Genomic DNA, 16,890 nt, shown 5'->3' with positions numbered 1-16,890 from the left:
CAATGGGGACGTTGATTGCATCGCGCCCGCTGGGAATCAAGTCGCATTTATCCCTCCGGGACGGACTCATTCGCCGGATCCGCGGAACCAACGTGCTGCGGCGCCGCCTCTCGTGGCAGCCGATGGCGCGGCAAATAAAGACTGTTTGCGATCATCGTGGGCACGATCGCCGTCGCGATGATCGCGGCGACGAGCGTCGAATATTGGTTTTCGTCGATGAGTTTGTTTGACAGGCCGAAAAGCGCCGAAATCGAGCCGAATGTGAGGCCGGGGGCCATCAGCAGCGTCGTATGCATGGCGTCCTTGTGCGGCGACCGAATCGGCGCGCTACGGGATAGACGCTGACGATCTTGGTCGCCATCTCGACGGCAAGAAGGGCGGCGACGCCAAGCGGCGCGGCGAGAACGGCCGGGACGGAGAAAAGTCTCCGGCTCGGATGAAATAGAAGAGCGTCAGCAGGCCGATGGTCACCGCCCGGAACCTGCGAATGAGCGCATGGTCGCACCCGACGCAGCCCGCGAGCGCGATGCCGATCAGATAGGCCGGCAAGACGCCTTCGCTCCCGGCCGGCGGGCGCGAGGAAGTTCGCAGCGCCAACCGACGTAGCCTCCTTCCACTTCAGCTTAAAACGTCGGGATCGAGTTCGGCGCCAGCGAGAAACGTCGGCGCGATGGCGCCAAGTTCGGCGAGCGTCTTGACCCAAGGCCCCTAAACGCTGAAGATTTTAGCGCCGACAGTCGCGGCGAAAAACGTCCGCGCGCACATGCCGCTAATAATTTCGGTCAGCCCCGTCGAGATGCGAAATCTCGCGGCGATGAGCGCGAGGCCGAATATGAGCGCCGCCTGAAGCCAGATCCTGTCATGGCCTTTTCCGCTTCCAGCCGGCTGGTATGGCGTATGGCGCCGACCATTGACAAGCTTGCGGCGCACTATTCCGCGCACGCGCTTCGTGACAAATGCGCTTTTTTGAGTGATGACTCGCACGCCGCAAGTGAGGAAACGGATGAACCCGCGCTCTTCAAGCGACCTGCAATCGGCTTGGCGTCCCGCCCTCCCTGTTGGAGCGCAATGGTGTTGACCGAGCAGGCGCGAATGAAAGGCTGGCGATTCCTGCTGCTCAACGTCGCGGCGGGCGCGGCGAACGTCGTCATGTTGTCGAATGTGCCGGGTTATACGGTGCTCGCGCCCTACGCCGCCGGAAGCCTCGAGGGCGTGACGCCGAGCTACGGAACATGGGCGACGACCGACCATATGGTCGGCATCGCGCTCGGCCTTCCGTTATCGCGGTGGCTTTCAGGCCGGCTTGGCGACTATCGCGTGCTGGTCGGCGCCCTTGTCGCCTACGCCGCCGTCTCCCTGATGTGCGCGGCAAGCGAGACGATCTGGTTTTTTGCGCCGATGCGCTTTCTGCTCGGCCTGATTGGCGGCGTCGCCCTTCCGCTCGCGCAATCGATGACGCTTGGGCAATATCGGGATGATCAGCGCACGCTCGGCGTCGGCTTTTGGGGCGTCATGAGCATGGCGCCCTTCACCATCGGCGTCTTCATGGGCGGCTTCTGGGCCGAATACTTCAACTGGCGCTGGCTGTTTTATTCCAACGTCGTGGTCGCGCTGCCAGCGGCGGCTGTCATCTGGGCGCTGTTCTACCGGCGCGACGTTGAGCGCCGCGTGACGCGCTTCGACACGATCGGCTTCATTCTGCTCGCGACGGTGCTGCTCGGCGTGCAGACGATTCTCAACATGGGCAATGATTTCGACTGGTTTGCCTCGCCCCTGCTCGCATGGCTGCTCCTGGTCGTACTCCTCGCTTTGCCGATGTTCATCTTCTGGGAGTTCGGCGAGCGGCGGCCCGCCCTCGACCTGCGGCTGTTTCTGCACCGCAATTTCGCGATCGCGACATTCTGTTCGCTGATCGGTTTTCTGATCATTCAGGGCCTGCTGTCGGTGTTCATCGTACAATTGCAGGTGCTGCTCGGCTACACGTCTTCGCTCGCCGGGATGGTCTATCTGGCCATGATTTTTCTGGCGATGGCCGCCGCCGCCGTTGTGCATGAGATCACGAGAAACGTCGACGCGCGACTCATCATCTTCCTCAATTTCATCGGCCTCGCGGTGACCTTTGTGTGGCTCGGCCAATACGACAAGAGCGCCTCTTTCGATAATGTCACGACGCCGATGTTCTTCTTCGGCTTCTCGCTCGCGATGTTCTTTGCGCCGCTCGCGACGCTCGCCATGACCGGGCTCGCCGGCGAACGACTGATCCGCGCCGCGGAGGAGCTGGCGATGCTGCGCACGGTGTTCGGCGCCATGGGCATCACGCTGCTCGGCGTTCTCTTTTTCCGCCGCATGCCCTTCCATCAGCTGGACCTCGCCGATCATTTTGGCGGACGCCGCTTCGCCTCGCTCGACCTGCTCGCCTCGTTCCTGGAACGCATGCAGGCGATGGGCATGTCGCCGAATGCGGCGCGCAGCCGGGCGGCGCAGCTCATCCGCCAACAGGCCGGGATCCTGGCGCTCGACGACGCCTTTCTGTTCGGCGCGATGACGTTCATCTTGCTGGCGGGGATCATCTGGCTCGCCTCCCCAAGCTACGCGTCCAAGAAGCGCCAGCAGACGCTCACCCGGCTTACGGCCGAGGAGCTGATGGAGCAGCCGTAAGCGCCGGCGCAAGAGATCGAACTGCGCCATCAGCTTCAACGCAGCGGTTCGCTTCATTCACGCCGCGTTTGGCCCACACCTCGCGTAAAGATTAGCTCTGGATTGGGAACACAGCGCAGCTTCAATCGTTACTGTTTTGAATTTTTCGAACCTTCGAAGCGCCGTGACGGATCGCACATTCGTAGATGCACGTAATGTTTTCGCGCGCGCCGATGAAACGCGAAGGAAGAGCGTGCGCCGCCGCGCGAGAGTCGAAGGCGGCCTTCGATGATCGGCCCGCTCACGCCATTGGTTCCCCATTTCTTGGCGTTCCACGTCTTAACGCTTGCGCTGTGGTGCGCAGGCCTCATCGCCTTGCCGCTGATGCTGTCGCGCCACGACCCGGCGATCAGCCAGGCGGATTATGCGCGAATCCGGCGCTATACGCATTTCGCCTATACGCTTGGCGTGACCCCTGCCGCGGTTCTGGCGGTGGCCTCGGGGACAGTGCTGGTCTTTCTGCGCGACGCGTTCACGCCATGGATGTTTTTGAAGCTCGTCTTCGTCGGCGCTCTGGTCCTCACCCACGGGTGGGTTGGGCACACGGTCACATTGATGGAGGAAACCCACGGCCTTCATCGGCCGCCGCATCCGGGCCTACAGACCATGGCGACGTTCGTTCCGATCCTCGCGATCCTGTTTCTCGTGCTCGACAAGCCTGACTTCAGCGAGCTTCGCTTTCCGCACTGGCTCTCGCAGCCGCAGGGCGGTCAGCTCCCCTTTTTGGCGCCCAGCCGATAGTCGAAGACGAGCTTGCCGCCATGCCATCCGGTCACCGACGCCATGATCACGCAAAAGATCGACAAAAGAAGTCCGTAGGGCAGCACGACGGCTTGGTGGTCGTGCAGCCGATAGCCCCAGTTCACGCCGAGAAGCGCGAGCAGCAATACGGCAAGAATGAAATGCGACCAGGCCGCTGTCCTGGCGCGTATGCCGGCGACAAGCAACAATTCCGCAGTTCCGGACAGCCCCGCGAAGAGGCCGAGCAGAAAGCCGCCGCCCGCCGACCACACGCCGGCGCGCGCCCAGAACGCATCGCCTGTCCACCAGTAAAGGAGATCGGCGCCGAGCAAGGTGAATGTCAGCGCGATCGGAAAGGCGACGGACATTGCGTGGATCGGATGGCCAAGCACCGCCACTCGCGATTCGGTTTCGTAAAATTCTGGAAGCTGTTGGATCGGATCAATGAAGCCTCGCTTCATATCGTTTCGTTTGTTCGCCACCGGCGTTCCTCCGCGCGTCGTCTCGTCCTTTTAACGCCTCTGGCGGTCGCTGGTTGCGCCGGCGGTCTATCAACAGTCGATCCGGCGGGCCCGGCCGCGGCGCGCATAGCGACGCTGTGGTGGACGATGTTGGCGGGGTCGGCGGCGATTTTCGCGCTGGTGATGCTGCTGCTGCTGATCGCCTATCGGCGAACGCCGGCCCCTCGTCAGAGCGAGCATCGACAGGAGCGCTTCTGGCTGTATGGCCTCGGCCTCGCCTTCCCGCTCGTCACCCTGGCCGCGCTGCTGATTTATGGGCTGGTTCTGGGGGAGACGCTTCTTCCCAAAAGCGGCGAAAAGGTCGTGAGGGTGCGCGCAGAGGCGCGTCAGTGGTCCTGGAGCTTCGGCTACGCTGACGCCGGCGGACTGCGCACGCAGGGCGTTCTGCACATCCCTGCCGGCCAACCCGTCGACGTCGAGATCACCTCGCTCGACGTGGTCCACAGTTTCTGGGCCCCTCGGCTCGCGGGCAAGCTCGACGCCATTCCGGGGCAGGTGAACGTTTTGAGGATCGAAGCCGCGGAGCCAGGAGAATATCAAGGAGTCGACGCCGAATTCAGCGGCCCCGGATACAGCGGCGACGCCTTCACCGTGATCGCGCATGATGCGGCGGGCTGGGACGCCTTTCTCGGGCGCGCAAAAGAATGAACGCGCTCGCGCGCCATCGCGCCCTCAGTCGCATCTGGTCTTCGCAGCCCGGCTGGAGAGGCGTCATTTCGACCGTCAATCACAGCGATATCGGCAGAATGTTTCTTCTTGTCGCGACGCTCTTCTTTCTGATCGGCGGCGTCCTCGCAATGTTGATCCGAACGCAGCTCGCCACGCCGCATTCGGCGTTCGTCGCGCCCGCGATCTACGATCAGATCTTCACGATGCATGGAACAGTCATGATGTTCCTCTTCGCGATTCCGCTGTTTGAAGGCGCGGCCGTCTATCTGCTGCCGAAGCTGCTGGGCACGCGCGATCTCGCTTTTCCGCGCCTCACGGCCTACGGCTTCTGGTGTTACGTGTTCGGTGGGGTGATGCTGGTCTTCGCCTTGCTGGTCGGTCTCGCGCCAGACAGCGGCTGGTTCATGTATCCGCCGCTGTCTTCGAGCGCGCATTCGCCGGGCGTCAACGCCGACTTCTGGCTCATCGGCGTCACCTTCGTCGAAGTTTCAGCCATCGCCGCGGCCGTCGAGATTTGCGTCTCGATCTTGAAGTTTCGCGCGCCGGGCATGTCGCTGGACCTCATGCCGATCTTCCCCTGGTATGCGCTCGTCACCGCGCTGATGATTCTGATGGGCTTTCCGCCGCTGATCCTCGGCTCCATTCTGCTGGAACTGGAACGCGCCTTCGGCTTTCCCTTTTTCGAAGCCGCGCTCGGCGGAAGTCCCCTGCTCTGGCAGCACCTCTTTTGGCTCTTCGGCCATCCCGAGGTCTACATTATCTTCCTGCCCGCCGCCGGCGTCGTCTCCACCGTTCTTCCAGTGATGGCGCGCACGACGCTGCTTGGCTACCGCTGGATCGTGACGGCGGTTGTCGCGCTCGCATTCCTGAGCTTCGGGCTCTGGGTGCACCACATGTTCGCGACAGGCATCCCGCATATGGGACTGGCGTTCTTCTCGGCCGCCTCGACGCTCGTCGCGGTTCCCACAGGGATTCAGATCTTCGCCTGGCTTGGCACGCTCTGGAAGGGTCAGCCGCGCCTGACGCTGCCGATGCTTTACATCATTGGCTTTTTTTTCACCTTCGTCATTGGCGGCCTGACCGGAGTCATGGTGGCGATCGTGCCGTTTGACTGGCAGACGCATGACACGGCTTTCATCACCGCGCATCTGCATTATGTGCTGTTTGGCGGATTCGTCTTTCCGATGCTCGCCGGGCTGTACTACTGGCTGCCCCAGCTCACCGGCCGCAAGCGTTTCTTTCGAATCGGCGAGATGGCCTTTTGGCTCATTTTTCTCGGATTCAACGGCGCCTTTCTGGCGATGCATTGGGTTGGCCTCCTCGGCCAGCGGCGGCGGATCGCCTGGTATCCCGAGGACGCCGGCTGGAGCGTGATCAACCTGATCTCCTCGATCAGCGCTTTCATCATGGCGATCGGCGTCGCGATGGTGATCTTCGACATTGCGCTGCATGCGCTCCTCGCGATCCGAGGGTCTCGCAATCCCTGGGGCGCCGGGACGCTGGAATGGGCGATGCCGACGCCGCCCGCCGCGTATAACTTCGCCAGCATACCGATTGTCGGCGATCGTGAGCCGCTGGCGAGGGACCCGGAGCTCGCAAATCAAATCGCCTGCGGCGAATATTTTCTCGGGGAGCCGCGCGGAGAGTTGCGCGAGACGTTGACCGTCGACGCGGCGAGCGGAATTCCTGAAGCTCTGGTCATTTTCCCCGGCAATTCGACGCTGCCTATCGCGCTTGCGGCGGCCACCGGAGCGGCCTTCCTCGGCGCTTTGATAAGAGTCTATTGGCTCATCCCGTTAGCCTTGCTGTTCGTCGTCGGTCTGTCGCTGCGCTGGGGCTGGTCGCAACACGCGGCGGCCTATCCAGGACTTCAGAATGTCGGGCGCGCGACGCTTCTGCCGCAGGCCATCGAGACTGATCGGTCTCCCGGCTGGTGGGGATCGGCCTTCCTGCTTGGCGCGGACGCCGTTCTCTACGGTTCACTCTTCTTCGGATATGCCTTTCTTTGGACCGTCGGACCGAATTGGCCGCCGCCCCAACGGCTGTCGCTATCCGTTCTCGAACTGGCCCTTGGTCTCACCGGCGCGGCGGCGGCGGCCATTGGACTCCACGCCGCGGCGCGCGCCGCTTCGCGCGGCGCGTCTCTATGGCGCGGACTTCTCATCGCGCTCGCCGGCTCGGGATTGACGATCGCGGCGCTTGCGACGACGCTAACGCGCGCGGGCCAACTGACGGATTACGCCTATGGCGCGACGATTTTCGTGATGATCGCCTATGCGCTCATTCATGCTGCGATCGCAGCGATCATGATTTGCTCGCTCGCATACCGAACCTTGCGCGGCGGCGCGGCGCGTCCGCGAACATCCAACGTCAACATTTTGCGCCTCTGGACCGATTACGCGGCCTTCGTCGCGGCAACCAGCCTCATCGCGACGCAGTTCTCGAGCTATCTCACATGAAGGACGTCGTTCGAATCGTCATCGCCATGCTCGTCTGGCTCGCCTTGTTCAGCGCCCTTTATGGGCTGGAAGGCGTCGGTTGCGCGGCAGGCTGGCAACACATCCCGGTCAATGGCGCGACGCTCTTCCAAGCCGCCATGACGCTCGCGTTTTTTGTCGCGCTTTTTATCCTTGTCGCCGTTCTCGTCGCGCTGCGTTCGCCGCGCTTTCGCTCCGCCTCTCCCTTTGTCGCGCACATCAGCATCATTCTCGCGGTCGCGGCTCTGGTCGCGGGGGCATGGACTCTGTTCCCGGCCTTGGCGCTTTCACGTTGCGCATGAAGCTTCAGGCCGAGCGCGCAAGCGCGGCGCGGCTTTTTACGGAAAGCGCTCGACCGGCTGATCGGCGCGAACATAGAGCGGATGGCGCGGCGCGCCGCGCTGCGTCCTGCCGAGGCAGGCGAGACGCGCGCCCGATGCGTGAAACATCCGGACCGCCTCATCGATCTGATCTTGTCGGGCCAACGCGCCCCACGCGCAGATGATAGGCGCCGATTGAGCGATCGCTTGCGCCGCGAGGCGAACGAGCGTTCGCCAATTCTGTGGGCCAATCGGGTCGCGCGACGCCCAGAGCGCCTCGGGCGAGGACGCGCGCAGCGCATAAAGATTGGCGACGATGAGTCCGCCGGCGCCTTCGCGCCGCGCGAAGCCGATGCAGCGGCGAATTGTCGGATCATCCTCTTTAGCGTCGGCCGTCGACGGATTGAGCATGACGAAGGGCAGAAGCGGCGCGCCGCTCCATTTGCGCGTGAGACTGTAGCGATAAGCGCCGCACGCGGAGATGACGGCCGCTCTTTCCATTTGGCGCGAGACGGCGAAGACAGGCATTGAATTGGCCTTGGGCCTCAGTTCCGGCGTCGGCGTTTCAAATGTAGCGAATGATCTCACAATCGTCATGCCTCGAAGCCCGACTAATAAATCGGCCGAAACCGGAACATATCTGCAGCACGGCGGTTATTCATTTGTCTTGACCGTGGCGATGGTCACGTAGCGATCTTCACAAGGAGGAAGTTTTCATGAGTTCGACCAGCGATAAACTTAAAGGCGCCCTGAATGAAGCGACAGGGTCTGCGAAGCAGGCGGCCGGGAAAGTGATCGACTCGCCCCAACTGGAAGGCGAAGGCGTGTTGCAGGAAATGAAGGGGAAGGGCCAGACGGCGCTCGGAGAGGCCAAGGACGCCATTGCCGATACGCTGGAAACGGCGGCAACCAAGGCGAAGGAACTCGCCAAAAACGCCAAGGACGCCGTTCACCGCGCGACCGAATAAGAGATGCCGCTCGCGAGCCTCCCTCTCCTTCTGAGGGGGAGGTTCGCCGTGCGGCGCTTATTGGTGGGCGGCACAGGGATTGAACCTGTGACCCCTCCCGTGTGAAGGGAGTGCTCTCCCGCTGAGCTAGCCGCCCGTCGCCATCGGCGATCGATCCTCCTCGTGTAGGAGAGGCCGGCGCCCTCCGTCAAGATCGGAGATCGCCCTCAGTCACCGTAGATCCCCCTATCCCGCCGAGGCTCAAGCCTGCGCCGGGACGCCGCGCAGCGTCGCCGCGCTCCCGCCCGATACCCCCGGCCGCTCACGGCGGGGTCCATTCCTTCGACAGAACGCGGCGCACCATCGGCTCGAAGGTCGCGAGCGGCTCGTTTTTGTAGGCGGGATCGAAGGACACTTCGTCATATTTGGCGCAGAACTCGATCGTCTGCTCATAGGCCGGGTCCGAGCGGAATTTGTCGCGGGCGTTCGGATCGAGGCCGAGATGCGCGGCGTAGAAATAGGTCTGGAACAGGCCGTGCTGCGCCAGCATCCAATAATTGTCGCGGCTGATGAAGGGCCTCAGGATCGCGGCGATCACCTCGCCATGGTTGAAAGGTCCAAGCGTTTCGCACGCGTCATGCAGCAGCGCGACGACCACATATTCTTCGTCCTTGCCGTCGCGCAGCGCGCGCGTCGCCGATTGCAGACAATGATCGTAGCGCGTGATGTTATAGGCCGTGTCCTTGCCAAGATCGCGCAGCAGTCCAAAGAGCCGGTCCGGCAGTTCCTTGAGCGTGTGCTCATGAACCTGTTTGAGGATCTGAAAGTCTTCGTCCGTGCCCTGGTCCATCCGCGTGAAGTGCATTTTCTCCATAGTGCGAACCTTTCCCGTAACTTGCGCGGTGCCGGCCTCCACGGCGAAGCGGGGCTCAAACGATCAAGACGCCTCAACCGCGCGTTGGAACAGCGCCTCGTCCAGTGACGCCACCGCATCCCACAGCTCGTCGAAATGCGAAATCACGCGATCGGGCGAAAACGCCGCGACCGGCGTGTCGGTATAGCCGAAATCCACCGCCACCGACGGCGTTCCGGCGGCGCGGGCGGTGTCGATGTCGGTCTTGGAATCCCCGACCATCACCGAGCGCCTTGGGTCGCCGTCCGCCGCCTCGACCGTCAGCCACAGCGTGCGCGGATCGGGCTTGTGCATGGGAAAGCTGCCGCGGCCGCAGATCGCCGCGAAACGGTCCGCCGCCGAGAGTTTTTGCAACAGCAGCCGCGCCAGCTCTTCAGGCTTATTGGTGCAGACGGCGAGACGAAAGCCGGCCGCCTTGAACCGATCGAGCGCCGCGAGCGCGCCGGGGAACAGCCGGCTTTCGTCGGCGATGTGCGCCTCGTAGTAAACCAGGAAGTCGCGCACCAGCCCCTCGGCGCGCTCGGGGCCGAGCGACGCGCCCTGATGGGCGAAGCCGCGCTCGATCAGCGCCCGCGCGCCAGCGCCGACAAGCGGCCGTCCAGCCTCGAGCGCGAGCGGCGTCAATCCCTCGCGCATGAGCAGCACATTCAGCGTGCCGATGAGATCATAGGCGGTGTCGGCCAATGTGCCGTCGAGATCGAAAACGAGAGCAGGGGCGCGGCTTGTCATAGCGCAGGGGGTAGCCGCGCCGCCCCCCGGGATCAAGCGCCGTTGATTCGACAGGCGAATTTTGTCGCCTCCGCACGCGAGGGCTCTGCGTGTAGACTGCGCCGACCGATTCGCGACAGGGAGCGCAAATATGCGTGCAACGCGCAATTTCCATACGCGTCGACGTGCAGCTTTGACGGCCGGCGCGCTTGTCCTCGCCCTTTCCGGAGCGTCGATGGCGACGGCCGGAAATTACGAATTTCTGGCGGCGCCGCAGACGGACCTCAATCGCGTGTTTCGCCTCGACCGCTCCAATGGCGAGGTCGGCGCCTGCCAATACGGCTTGAAGGAAAGCGCAGCGATCGGCGTGACGCTGTGCTATCCGCCTGGCGAAGGCGCGCGCGCCGGCGTTTTCAGCGAATATGCGCTGGTCGCATCGCGTCATACCGGCGAAGGCGGCGTATTCCGCGTTGATCTGCGTTCCGGCATGATGTCGATCTGCTTCGTGCTGAACGAAACATCGGTGGTCTGCACGCCGCCGGCCAAATGAGCGAGCGACCTGGCGAAGCGAATGTCCCTATGAGCGCCTTTTCCGCCGAGGCAATGAAGCGCGCCGCCGCGCGCGCGGCGCTCGAGTCCGTCACGCATGGCATGCGGCTCGGGCTCGGCTCGGGATCGACGGCGGCGCATTTCGTCGATCTTCTCGGCGCCCGCGTCAGGGAGGGGCTGGAGGTCATTTGCGTGCCGACCTCCGAGCGCACCCGCGCTCAGGCCGAAAGCCTCGGGATATCGCTCTCCACCCTCGACGAGACGCCGCAACTCGAACTCACCGTCGATGGCGCTGACGAATTCGACGCGGCGCTTCGCCTGATCAAAGGCGGCGGCGGCGCGCTGCTGCGCGAGAAGATCGTCGCCGCCGCCTCGACGCGCATGTTCGTCATCGCCGACGCGACGAAGGAGGTAAGAACGCTCGGCGCCTTCCCCCTGCCGGTCGAAATCGATCGGTTCGGCGCACGCTCCACCATGCTGCATATCGAACGGGTCGCGCGCGGTCTGGGACTCATCGGCCCGCTGACGATGCGCGAAGCGGAGCCGGGCGAGCGCTTCATCACCGACGGGGGACATTACATCGTCGATTGCGCGTTCGGCGCCATCGACGATCCGGACGCCCTCGCTGCGCGGCTTTCGGCGATTCCCGGAGTCGTGGATCACGGATTGTTCATCGGACTCGCAACGGCGATCTTCATCGCCGGCGCCGAGGGCGTGCGCATCCTGGGAAACATATCGGGCGACCCCTTATGACCTTCGACTATGACCTTATCGTCGTCGGCGCCGGATCCGGCGGCGTCCGTGCGGCGCGCGTCGCCGCCAGCCATGGCGCGAAAGTCGCGATCGCCGAGGAATTTCGGGTCGGCGGCACCTGCGTCATTCGCGGCTGCGTTCCCAAAAAACTTTACGTGCTGGCGAGCCGCTTCCACGATGATTTCCAGGACGCCGCCGGGTTCGGCTGGCGCGTCGGCGACGTGTCGTTTGACTGGCCGGCCCTCGTCGCCGCAAAGGAAAAGGAGATCACGCGCCTTTCAGACCTTTACGCCGAAACGCTCGCGAGCTCCGGCGTCGAGCTCATCCGCGCGCGCGCGACGCTCACCGATCCGAACGGCGTGCGTTTCTCCAACGGCCGCTCCGCCCGCGCCCGCTACATTCTCATCGCCACCGGCGGTGCGCCGGTGCTCGCCCCGCACATTCCGGGCATCGAATTCGGCATATCTTCAAACGAGATTTTCGATCTGCCGAAGTTTCCGCAAAGGCTGCTGATCGTTGGAGCGGGATATATCGCCGTCGAATTCGCCAGCGTCTTCGCGCGGCTCGGCGCGAAGGTGCATCTCGCCTATCGCGCCGACCTGCCGCTGCGCGGCTTCGACGACGATCTGCGTTCGCGCCTCTGCGAAGCGCTCAAGACGGCTGGCGTCGCGCACCGGGCCGGCGCCCTGCCGACGTGCATTACGAAAAGCGCTGACGTTCTGGAGGTCGAGATGAGCGACGGCGCGCCGCTCGAGGTCGACTGCCTGCTCATCGCCACCGGGCGCAGGCCGATGACGCAGAATCTCGGCCTGGAGGCGGCGGGCGTCGAGCTGCGCGAAAACGGCGCGGTCGCCGTCGACGAGCGCTCGCGCTCGAACGTCGACTCCATCTACGCCGTCGGCGACGTCACCGACCAGATCAATCTGACGCCCGTCGCCATTCGCGAAGGGCAGGCCTTTGCTGACAGCGTCTTCGGCGCGACGCCGACGACGGTCGACTACGCGTGCACGCCAAGCGCCGTCTTCACCACGCCCGAAATCGGAACGGTTGGACTGACCGAGGCCGAGGCGCTGGCGCAGCATGGCGCGATCGATATTTATGAGACGCAGTTTCGCCCCATGCGCGCGACGCTCTCTGGACGCGGCGAACGCATTTATATGAAGCTGATCATCCACGGCTCGAATGGACGCGTGCTTGGCGCGCATATTTTGGGTCCCGAGGCGGGGGAGATGGCGCAACTCATCGCCGTCGCCCTGCGGATGGGCGCGACGAAGAGCGATTTCGACGCGACGATGGCCGTGCATCCGACGATGGCGGAAGAACTCGTGACAATGCGCGCGCCGTCACGGCTGCTCAGGCCGCAGGCCTAGCGCGCATTCCTGAGTATCGATTCAAGAATACGCGCTAGTAGTTTCTCGAACTAACGCATTTTCTACGCCGAACCGGCAGCCACTTCGGCGGAAAATGCTTTAGGCTTCGATCCGTTGCTGCGGCGGCTGCGCCGCAACGGGCTGCTGCGCCGGAGCCGGAGTCGGAGCGGCGGGCTCGGGCGCCCATCTGTCGAGAAGGGCGCGAAGCTTGCGCCGCGCCGCGCCTGTCTTCGCCTCGGTGACGCGGGAGAAGAAATAGCCGGCGACGATGGCGACTCCCATCACCGAGAAGGCCACGGCATAATTCTGCGGGGTGGCGAGCTGCGTCGCCCAGTCATTCCCCAATGTGCTGCCGACCGCCGCGCGCGCGAAGATCAGGATCGGCATATGGATACTGTAGAGCGAGAAGGAAAAATCGGCGAGCGTCTTGTGGAACTTCGGACGCAGCAACGAAAAGCCTTCGGCCGGCCCATAGCGGAAGGCGAGCAGGACATTGACGAACAAGCCCGACGCGAGAAGATCGCCGGCATCGGCGAGCCAGGGATGGGCCTCGAGAAGATGTCCGCGCACGACCAGCCGGATGATCGCGACGACGGCGGCGTAGAGGATGAGCGCCTGCCAGCGCGAGCGGATGATCGGCCGGCCGATCAGCGTGGCGAAGGCGCCGCCGGCCCAAAGAATATAGCCGAATTTGAACCAGCTCGGCGGCATGGAAAGCGCCAGGAAGAGCGCCGCGCCCAGCGCGAAACCCAAAAAGCGCAGCGCCAGCGGGTAATTGCGCGCAAAAGGCAATAGCAACAGCGGAAATGTCACGTAGTACCAGAACTCGCAGGCGAGCGACCAGAGCGGCCCGTTGGTGCCGAAATAGTCGAAGGCGATGCCTTGCAGATTGAGAAAACTTGCAAGAAACAGAACCGGGGAGAAATGGCCCTTGAACAGCGGCCATTCATAGACGCCGCTGCTGGCGAACAGCCACCTGCCGAGCGAATCGAGAACGAGCGTGAGCGCGACGGCAGGCCCGACGACGAGATAGATTCGCGACACGCGATGAATGAAATATTCGCGCAGGAAGCCCTGATTCTTGCGCATATGCGCCAGCACCGCGCCGCCGACGAGATAGCCGGACATCACGAAGAAGGCGAGCACCGCCTGATGCCCAAGCTCGAAGGCCGAGTAGAACCACCAGACATAGGCGAGCGGCCCGTGCGGCGCGCTCATGATGTCGGCGTTGTTGATGAAGAGGTTGGACGTATGGACGGCCAGCACCACGAGCGCGCCGAGCCAGCGGCTCGCCTCGATGAATTGCGATAGAATGAACGGCATCGCCCCGGTTCGCCCCCTCGCTCTCGGCCGCGCTCGCGCCCCGGCTTTATAGCGGGTCTCCCCGGGCTTCGCCAAATCGCCGCCGCCAAGCGGAGGGTCGCTTTGGAGGCGAGAATCCTCTATAAGCGCCGCTGGCGTCGCTGCGAGAACGACCCCAGCGCCTATCGGGCCTGATTTTGCGGAGTTTTGCGAAGTGGAACGTTGGTCGCCGGGCAGTTGGAGGAATCTACCGATCGAGCAGACGCCGGTCTATCAGGACCAGGCGGCGCTCGCCGACGTGGAGCGCCAGCTCGCCGGGTTTCCGCCGCTCGTTTTCGCCGGTGAAGCGCGCAATCTGAAGCGCCACTTGGCCGAGGTCGCCGCCGGCAAGGCGTTCCTGCTGCAGGGCGGGGACTGCGCCGAGAGCTTCTCGGAACATTCGGCGGACAATATCCGCGACTTTTTCCGCGTTTTCCTGCAGATGGCCGTCGTGCTGACCTATGCCGCCGCCTCGCCGGTGGTGAAGGTCGGGCGCATCGCCGGCCAGTTCGCCAAGCCGCGCTCCTCGCCGCTCGAAAAGCAGGGCGGCCTCGAGCTGCCGAGCTATCGCGGCGACATCATCAACGACCTCGCGTTCAACCCGCAGGCGCGCGAACCCGATCCGCAGCGCCAGCTGCTCGCCTATCGGCAATCGGCGGCGACGCTGAACCTCATCCGCGCCTTTGCGGCGGGCGGCTTCGCCAATCTCGAAAACGTCCACCGCTGGATGCTCGGCTTCGTCAAAAGCAGCCCGCAGTCCGAGCGCTACCAGAAGCTCGCCGATCAGATCACCGAGACCTTAAGCTTCATGCGCGCGATCGGTCTCGATCCGGAGCATCATCCGGAGTTGCGCGGCACCGACTTCTACACTTCGCATGAGGCGCTGCTGCTCTGCTACGAACAGGCGCTGACCCGCATCGACTCGACGACGGGCGACTATTACGCGACCTCCGGCCACATGCTCTGGGTCGGCGACCGCACCCGTCAGGAGGACGGGGCGCATATCGAATTCGTCCGCGGCGTCAAGAATCCGCTCGGGCTGAAATGCGGTCCGAGCCTGAAGCCCGACGCGCTGCTGCGCCTCATCGACGCGCTCGATCCCGAGAACGAGCCCGGGAGGCTCACGCTGATCTGCCGCTTCGGCGCGGACAAGATCGAGGACGCGCTGCCTGCGCTGGTGCGGGCGGTGACGCGCGAAGGCCGCAACATCGTCTGGTCCTGCGATCCGATGCATGGCAACACGGTCAGCGCCGGAGGCTACAAGACACGGCCGTTCGATCGGATCATGTCGGAAATTCGCAGCTTCTTCGCCGTGCATCAGGCGGAAGGCTCCTACGCCGGCGGCATCCATCTCGAGATGACCGGCAAGGACGTCACCGAATGCATGGGCGGCGCGCGGGCGATTTCAGAGAGCGATCTGCGCGACCGCTATCACACTTATTGCGATCCGCGCCTCAACGCCGAACAGGCGATCGAAGTGGCGTTCCTGGTGGCCGAGCTTTTGAAGGCGGAACGCGTCGCCCGCGGCGTGCGGGAGCAGCACGCCGCGGAGTGAGGCAAGACGCGCGGGCTGGCTAGCCCGTCGTCTCCTCCGCCTCGCGGACCGTCATCTCGGCGCCGTGCCAGACGAAATCGTCGTAGAGCAGCGCGTCGATGAACATCACCGGCAACATCAGGTCGCGCACCAACAGCGCGAAAGGCGTGCGCCAGTCGAGCGGGAAGCCGCAGACCCGCGCCAGCCAGATCTCGCCGCCGTGCAGCGAAAAGACGATGAGCGTCGTGACCAGCGCCACCGTCGAAATCCCGCCGTCGAGCTGAACGGCGGCGTAGGCGCCGAGCACGATCGCCGCAAAACTGCCGTTCATGAATTCCGGGGCGTAATGCGCGGGGAAGGTCGCGCGCCGCAGCCGCGCCCAGCGCACGTGCCGTGAATAGACTTCACGGGCGGTGCGTTGGCCGAGCGGCTGCTCGAATGGCATGTCGACGAGGCGCACATCCATGCCTTGAGCGCGGATGACTTTGGTCGATGCGGCGTCCTCGGCGATTTCGCCCGCCAGCGCGCGAATGCCGCCAGCGCTGTCGAGCACGTCGCGCCGCCACATCATGTTCTTGCCCTGCGCGAAGGCGGCCCCAATCGCCTCGGCGCCATATTGCCAGCGCGCCTGAAACGTATTGAGGATCGCGCATTCGACCATCGCCCAGAAGCCTTTCGGACGCGAACCGATCGGCATCGACACGCTCATCGCCGTATTGGCGCGGAAGGCGGCGAGCATGGTCTGGATATAGTCGCGCGGCGGCAGCGCGTTGGAGTCGGCGAGGATCACATGATGATGCCGCGCCGCGTCCCACCCCTTGACGCAATTGTTGAGCTTGGGATTGGCGCTGACATAATCGTCGCCGACGAGCAGCCGCGCCTCGCGCTCGGGATGCGCCGCGATCAGCCGCTCGACCAGCGGAATGACCGGATCGCTCGGCGATTGCACGCAGAATATGATCTCATAATCGGGATAGTCGAGATCGAAGGTCGCGCCGAGCGTCTCCTCGCTGAAGGGCTCCAGCCCGCGCAACGGCCGCACAATGCTTACCGGCGGCGCATTGTCCGGCGGCGGCAGAGTTCGCTCCCGCGCCCGACATTTTCGGGACATCAGCGCCATGCTTGTGAAATTGAGGATGAGGATGAAGGCGCACCAGCCGGCGCAGATATAGGCCAGGATCATGAACGGCGCTTTTTCTTAAGAGTCGTAACGCAGAGAATCGCAACGCCGGACGCCTGCGGAGCGGCTCGGCTTCCGGCGCGCAACGCCGGGACGCGGCCATTTTGAAATTCCGCCTGACAAAGACGCGGCGTCTTGGCAAAAGGATGGTGGCGCGAGAATCTTCTCCC

The 16,890-nt window shown here is 63.9% G+C and carries 17 protein-coding genes and 1 tRNA gene; 10 read left to right on the top strand and 8 right to left on the bottom strand.

The genetic code is table 11. The features are described 5' to 3' along the window. Nucleotides 1–47: 47 nt before the first annotated feature. Nucleotides 48–296: a hypothetical protein gene (locus ACR65T_RS12510; RefSeq protein WP_434496791.1), complete on the bottom strand. Its 249-nt coding sequence runs from the start codon at nucleotides 294–296 to the stop codon at nucleotides 48–50. 772 nt (nucleotides 297–1,068) lie between these two features. Between ACR65T_RS12510 and ACR65T_RS12505 the strand changes: the two genes are divergently transcribed. Then, a complete protein-coding gene (locus ACR65T_RS12505) occupies nucleotides 1,069–2,658 on the top strand; it encodes an MFS transporter (protein WP_434496790.1) in 1,590 nt (529 codons plus the stop codon). A gap of 267 nt (nucleotides 2,659–2,925) precedes the next feature. Further along, on the top strand, nucleotides 2,926–3,438 hold the full coding sequence (locus ACR65T_RS12500) for a CopD family protein (protein WP_434496789.1): 513 nt from the start codon (nucleotides 2,926–2,928) through the stop codon (nucleotides 3,436–3,438). Here the strand turns inward: ACR65T_RS12500 and ACR65T_RS12495 are convergent. Beyond that, entirely contained in the window at nucleotides 3,408–3,899 is a 492-nt protein-coding gene (locus tag ACR65T_RS12495) for a DUF2231 domain-containing protein (protein WP_434496788.1), read from the bottom strand. The genes ACR65T_RS12500 and ACR65T_RS12495 overlap by 31 nt on opposite strands. A 147-nt stretch (nucleotides 3,900–4,046) precedes the next feature. Here ACR65T_RS12495 and ACR65T_RS12490 point away from each other — a divergent pair, with 147 nt between their 5' ends. Genes ACR65T_RS12490 through ACR65T_RS12480 form a run of 3 tightly spaced genes read left to right on the top strand, consistent with a single transcriptional unit; the run spans nucleotide 4,047 to nucleotide 7,407 of the window. Then, nucleotides 4,047–4,607, top strand: a complete 561-nt coding sequence (locus ACR65T_RS12490) for a cytochrome c oxidase subunit II (protein ID WP_434496787.1) — start codon at nucleotides 4,047–4,049, stop codon at nucleotides 4,605–4,607. Continuing rightward, a complete protein-coding gene (ctaD, locus tag ACR65T_RS12485; RefSeq protein ID WP_434496786.1) occupies nucleotides 4,604–7,087 on the top strand; it encodes a cytochrome c oxidase subunit I in 2,484 nt (827 codons plus the stop codon). Before ACR65T_RS12490 ends, ctaD begins: the two co-directional genes overlap by 4 nt. Then, entirely contained in the window at nucleotides 7,084–7,407 is a 324-nt protein-coding gene (locus ACR65T_RS12480; RefSeq protein WP_434496785.1) for a hypothetical protein, read from the top strand. The genes ctaD and ACR65T_RS12480 overlap by 4 nt, the downstream gene beginning before the upstream one ends. Nucleotides 7,408–7,443: 36 nt before the next feature. On the opposite strand, the gene ACR65T_RS12475 is transcribed toward ACR65T_RS12480, so the two are convergent. Next, a complete protein-coding gene (locus tag ACR65T_RS12475; RefSeq protein WP_434496784.1) occupies nucleotides 7,444–7,953 on the bottom strand; it encodes a DUF1643 domain-containing protein in 510 nt (169 codons plus the stop codon). 188 nt (nucleotides 7,954–8,141) lie between these two features. Between ACR65T_RS12475 and ACR65T_RS12470 the strand changes: the two genes are divergently transcribed. Next, nucleotides 8,142–8,393: a CsbD family protein gene (locus ACR65T_RS12470; RefSeq protein ID WP_434496783.1), complete on the top strand. Its 252-nt coding sequence runs from the start codon at nucleotides 8,142–8,144 to the stop codon at nucleotides 8,391–8,393. A 61-nt stretch (nucleotides 8,394–8,454) separates the two neighbouring features. Here the strand turns inward: ACR65T_RS12470 and ACR65T_RS12465 are convergent. The 3 genes from ACR65T_RS12465 to ACR65T_RS12455 all read right to left on the bottom strand — a co-directional run bounded on the left by ACR65T_RS12465 (nucleotide 8,455) and on the right by ACR65T_RS12455 (nucleotide 10,014). Next, a tRNA-Val gene (locus ACR65T_RS12465) sits at nucleotides 8,455–8,529 on the bottom strand. A gap of 165 nt (nucleotides 8,530–8,694) precedes the next feature. Beyond that, nucleotides 8,695–9,237: an HD domain-containing protein gene (locus ACR65T_RS12460; RefSeq protein WP_434496782.1), complete on the bottom strand. Its 543-nt coding sequence runs from the start codon at nucleotides 9,235–9,237 to the stop codon at nucleotides 8,695–8,697. 72 nt (nucleotides 9,238–9,309) lie between these two features. Next, nucleotides 9,310–10,014 (bottom strand): HAD family hydrolase, encoded by a 705-nt coding sequence (locus tag ACR65T_RS12455; protein ID WP_434496781.1) that lies wholly within the window; start codon nucleotides 10,012–10,014, stop codon nucleotides 9,310–9,312. Nucleotides 10,015–10,144: 130 nt separating this feature from the next. On the opposite strand from ACR65T_RS12455, the gene ACR65T_RS12450 reads away from it, so the two are divergent. From ACR65T_RS12450 to gor, 3 genes are read left to right on the top strand one after another with little or no spacing between them, the layout of a single operon-like run. Continuing rightward, nucleotides 10,145–10,543 (top strand): hypothetical protein, encoded by a 399-nt coding sequence (locus tag ACR65T_RS12450; protein WP_434496780.1) that lies wholly within the window; start codon nucleotides 10,145–10,147, stop codon nucleotides 10,541–10,543. Between the two features lie 29 nt (nucleotides 10,544–10,572). Then, nucleotides 10,573–11,295: a ribose-5-phosphate isomerase RpiA gene (rpiA, locus tag ACR65T_RS12445; RefSeq protein ID WP_434496779.1), complete on the top strand. Its 723-nt coding sequence runs from the start codon at nucleotides 10,573–10,575 to the stop codon at nucleotides 11,293–11,295. Then, complete coding sequence (gene gor / locus ACR65T_RS12440) at nucleotides 11,292–12,665, top strand: glutathione-disulfide reductase (protein WP_434496778.1); 1,374 nt, start codon at nucleotides 11,292–11,294, stop codon at nucleotides 12,663–12,665. Before rpiA ends, gor begins: the two co-directional genes overlap by 4 nt. Before the next feature lie 99 nt (nucleotides 12,666–12,764). Here the strand turns inward: gor and ACR65T_RS12435 are convergent, their stop codons facing one another. Beyond that, nucleotides 12,765–13,988, bottom strand: coding sequence for an acyltransferase family protein (locus tag ACR65T_RS12435; RefSeq protein ID WP_434496777.1), 1,224 nt, complete (start codon nucleotides 13,986–13,988; stop codon nucleotides 12,765–12,767). Between the two features lie 193 nt (nucleotides 13,989–14,181). Here ACR65T_RS12435 and ACR65T_RS12430 point away from each other — a divergent pair, with 193 nt between their 5' ends. Next, nucleotides 14,182–15,561 (top strand): class II 3-deoxy-7-phosphoheptulonate synthase, encoded by a 1,380-nt coding sequence (locus ACR65T_RS12430; RefSeq protein ID WP_434496776.1) that lies wholly within the window; start codon nucleotides 14,182–14,184, stop codon nucleotides 15,559–15,561. Nucleotides 15,562–15,580: 19 nt separating this feature from the next. On the opposite strand, the gene ACR65T_RS12425 is transcribed toward ACR65T_RS12430, so the two are convergent. Then, nucleotides 15,581–16,723 (bottom strand): ceramide glucosyltransferase, encoded by a 1,143-nt coding sequence (locus ACR65T_RS12425; protein WP_434496775.1) that lies wholly within the window; start codon nucleotides 16,721–16,723, stop codon nucleotides 15,581–15,583. Between the last annotated feature and the right edge of the window lie 167 nt (nucleotides 16,724–16,890).

The sequence above is a fragment of the Methylocystis sp. genome, from assembly GCF_051061285.1.
Lineage (GTDB): Bacteria > Pseudomonadota > Alphaproteobacteria > Rhizobiales > Beijerinckiaceae > Methylocystis.
The sequence above is the reverse complement of the archived record's forward strand: the minus strand, read 5'-3'. Positions and strand labels throughout refer to the sequence as shown.

What these genes read in the sequence shown, in the direction of transcription:
- ACR65T_RS12475 (WP_434496784.1), bottom strand. Translation starts at nt 7,953, where the DNA reads ATGCCTGTCTTCGCCGTCTCGCGCCAAATGGAAAGAGCGGCCGTCATC.
- gor (WP_434496778.1), top strand. Translation starts at nt 11,292, where the DNA reads ATGACCTTCGACTATGACCTTATCGTCGTCGGCGCCGGATCCGGCGGC.
- ACR65T_RS12495 (WP_434496788.1), bottom strand. Translation starts at nt 3,899, where the DNA reads ATGAAGCGAGGCTTCATTGATCCGATCCAACAGCTTCCAGAATTTTAC.
- ACR65T_RS12480 (WP_434496785.1), top strand. Translation starts at nt 7,084, where the DNA reads ATGAAGGACGTCGTTCGAATCGTCATCGCCATGCTCGTCTGGCTCGCC.
- ctaD (WP_434496786.1), top strand. Translation starts at nt 4,604, where the DNA reads ATGAACGCGCTCGCGCGCCATCGCGCCCTCAGTCGCATCTGGTCTTCG.
- ACR65T_RS12505 (WP_434496790.1), top strand. Translation starts at nt 1,069, where the DNA reads ATGGTGTTGACCGAGCAGGCGCGAATGAAAGGCTGGCGATTCCTGCTG.
- ACR65T_RS12435 (WP_434496777.1), bottom strand. Translation starts at nt 13,988, where the DNA reads ATGCCGTTCATTCTATCGCAATTCATCGAGGCGAGCCGCTGGCTCGGC.
- ACR65T_RS12470 (WP_434496783.1), top strand. Translation starts at nt 8,142, where the DNA reads ATGAGTTCGACCAGCGATAAACTTAAAGGCGCCCTGAATGAAGCGACA.
- ACR65T_RS12425 (WP_434496775.1), bottom strand. Translation starts at nt 16,723, where the DNA reads ATGATCCTGGCCTATATCTGCGCCGGCTGGTGCGCCTTCATCCTCATC.
- ACR65T_RS12490 (WP_434496787.1), top strand. Translation starts at nt 4,047, where the DNA reads ATGTTGGCGGGGTCGGCGGCGATTTTCGCGCTGGTGATGCTGCTGCTG.
- ACR65T_RS12450 (WP_434496780.1), top strand. Translation starts at nt 10,145, where the DNA reads ATGCGTGCAACGCGCAATTTCCATACGCGTCGACGTGCAGCTTTGACG.
- rpiA (WP_434496779.1), top strand. Translation starts at nt 10,573, where the DNA reads ATGAGCGCCTTTTCCGCCGAGGCAATGAAGCGCGCCGCCGCGCGCGCG.
- ACR65T_RS12500 (WP_434496789.1), top strand. Translation starts at nt 2,926, where the DNA reads ATGATCGGCCCGCTCACGCCATTGGTTCCCCATTTCTTGGCGTTCCAC.
- ACR65T_RS12455 (WP_434496781.1), bottom strand. Translation starts at nt 10,014, where the DNA reads ATGACAAGCCGCGCCCCTGCTCTCGTTTTCGATCTCGACGGCACATTG.
- ACR65T_RS12460 (WP_434496782.1), bottom strand. Translation starts at nt 9,237, where the DNA reads ATGCACTTCACGCGGATGGACCAGGGCACGGACGAAGACTTTCAGATC.
- ACR65T_RS12510 (WP_434496791.1), bottom strand. Translation starts at nt 296, where the DNA reads ATGCATACGACGCTGCTGATGGCCCCCGGCCTCACATTCGGCTCGATT.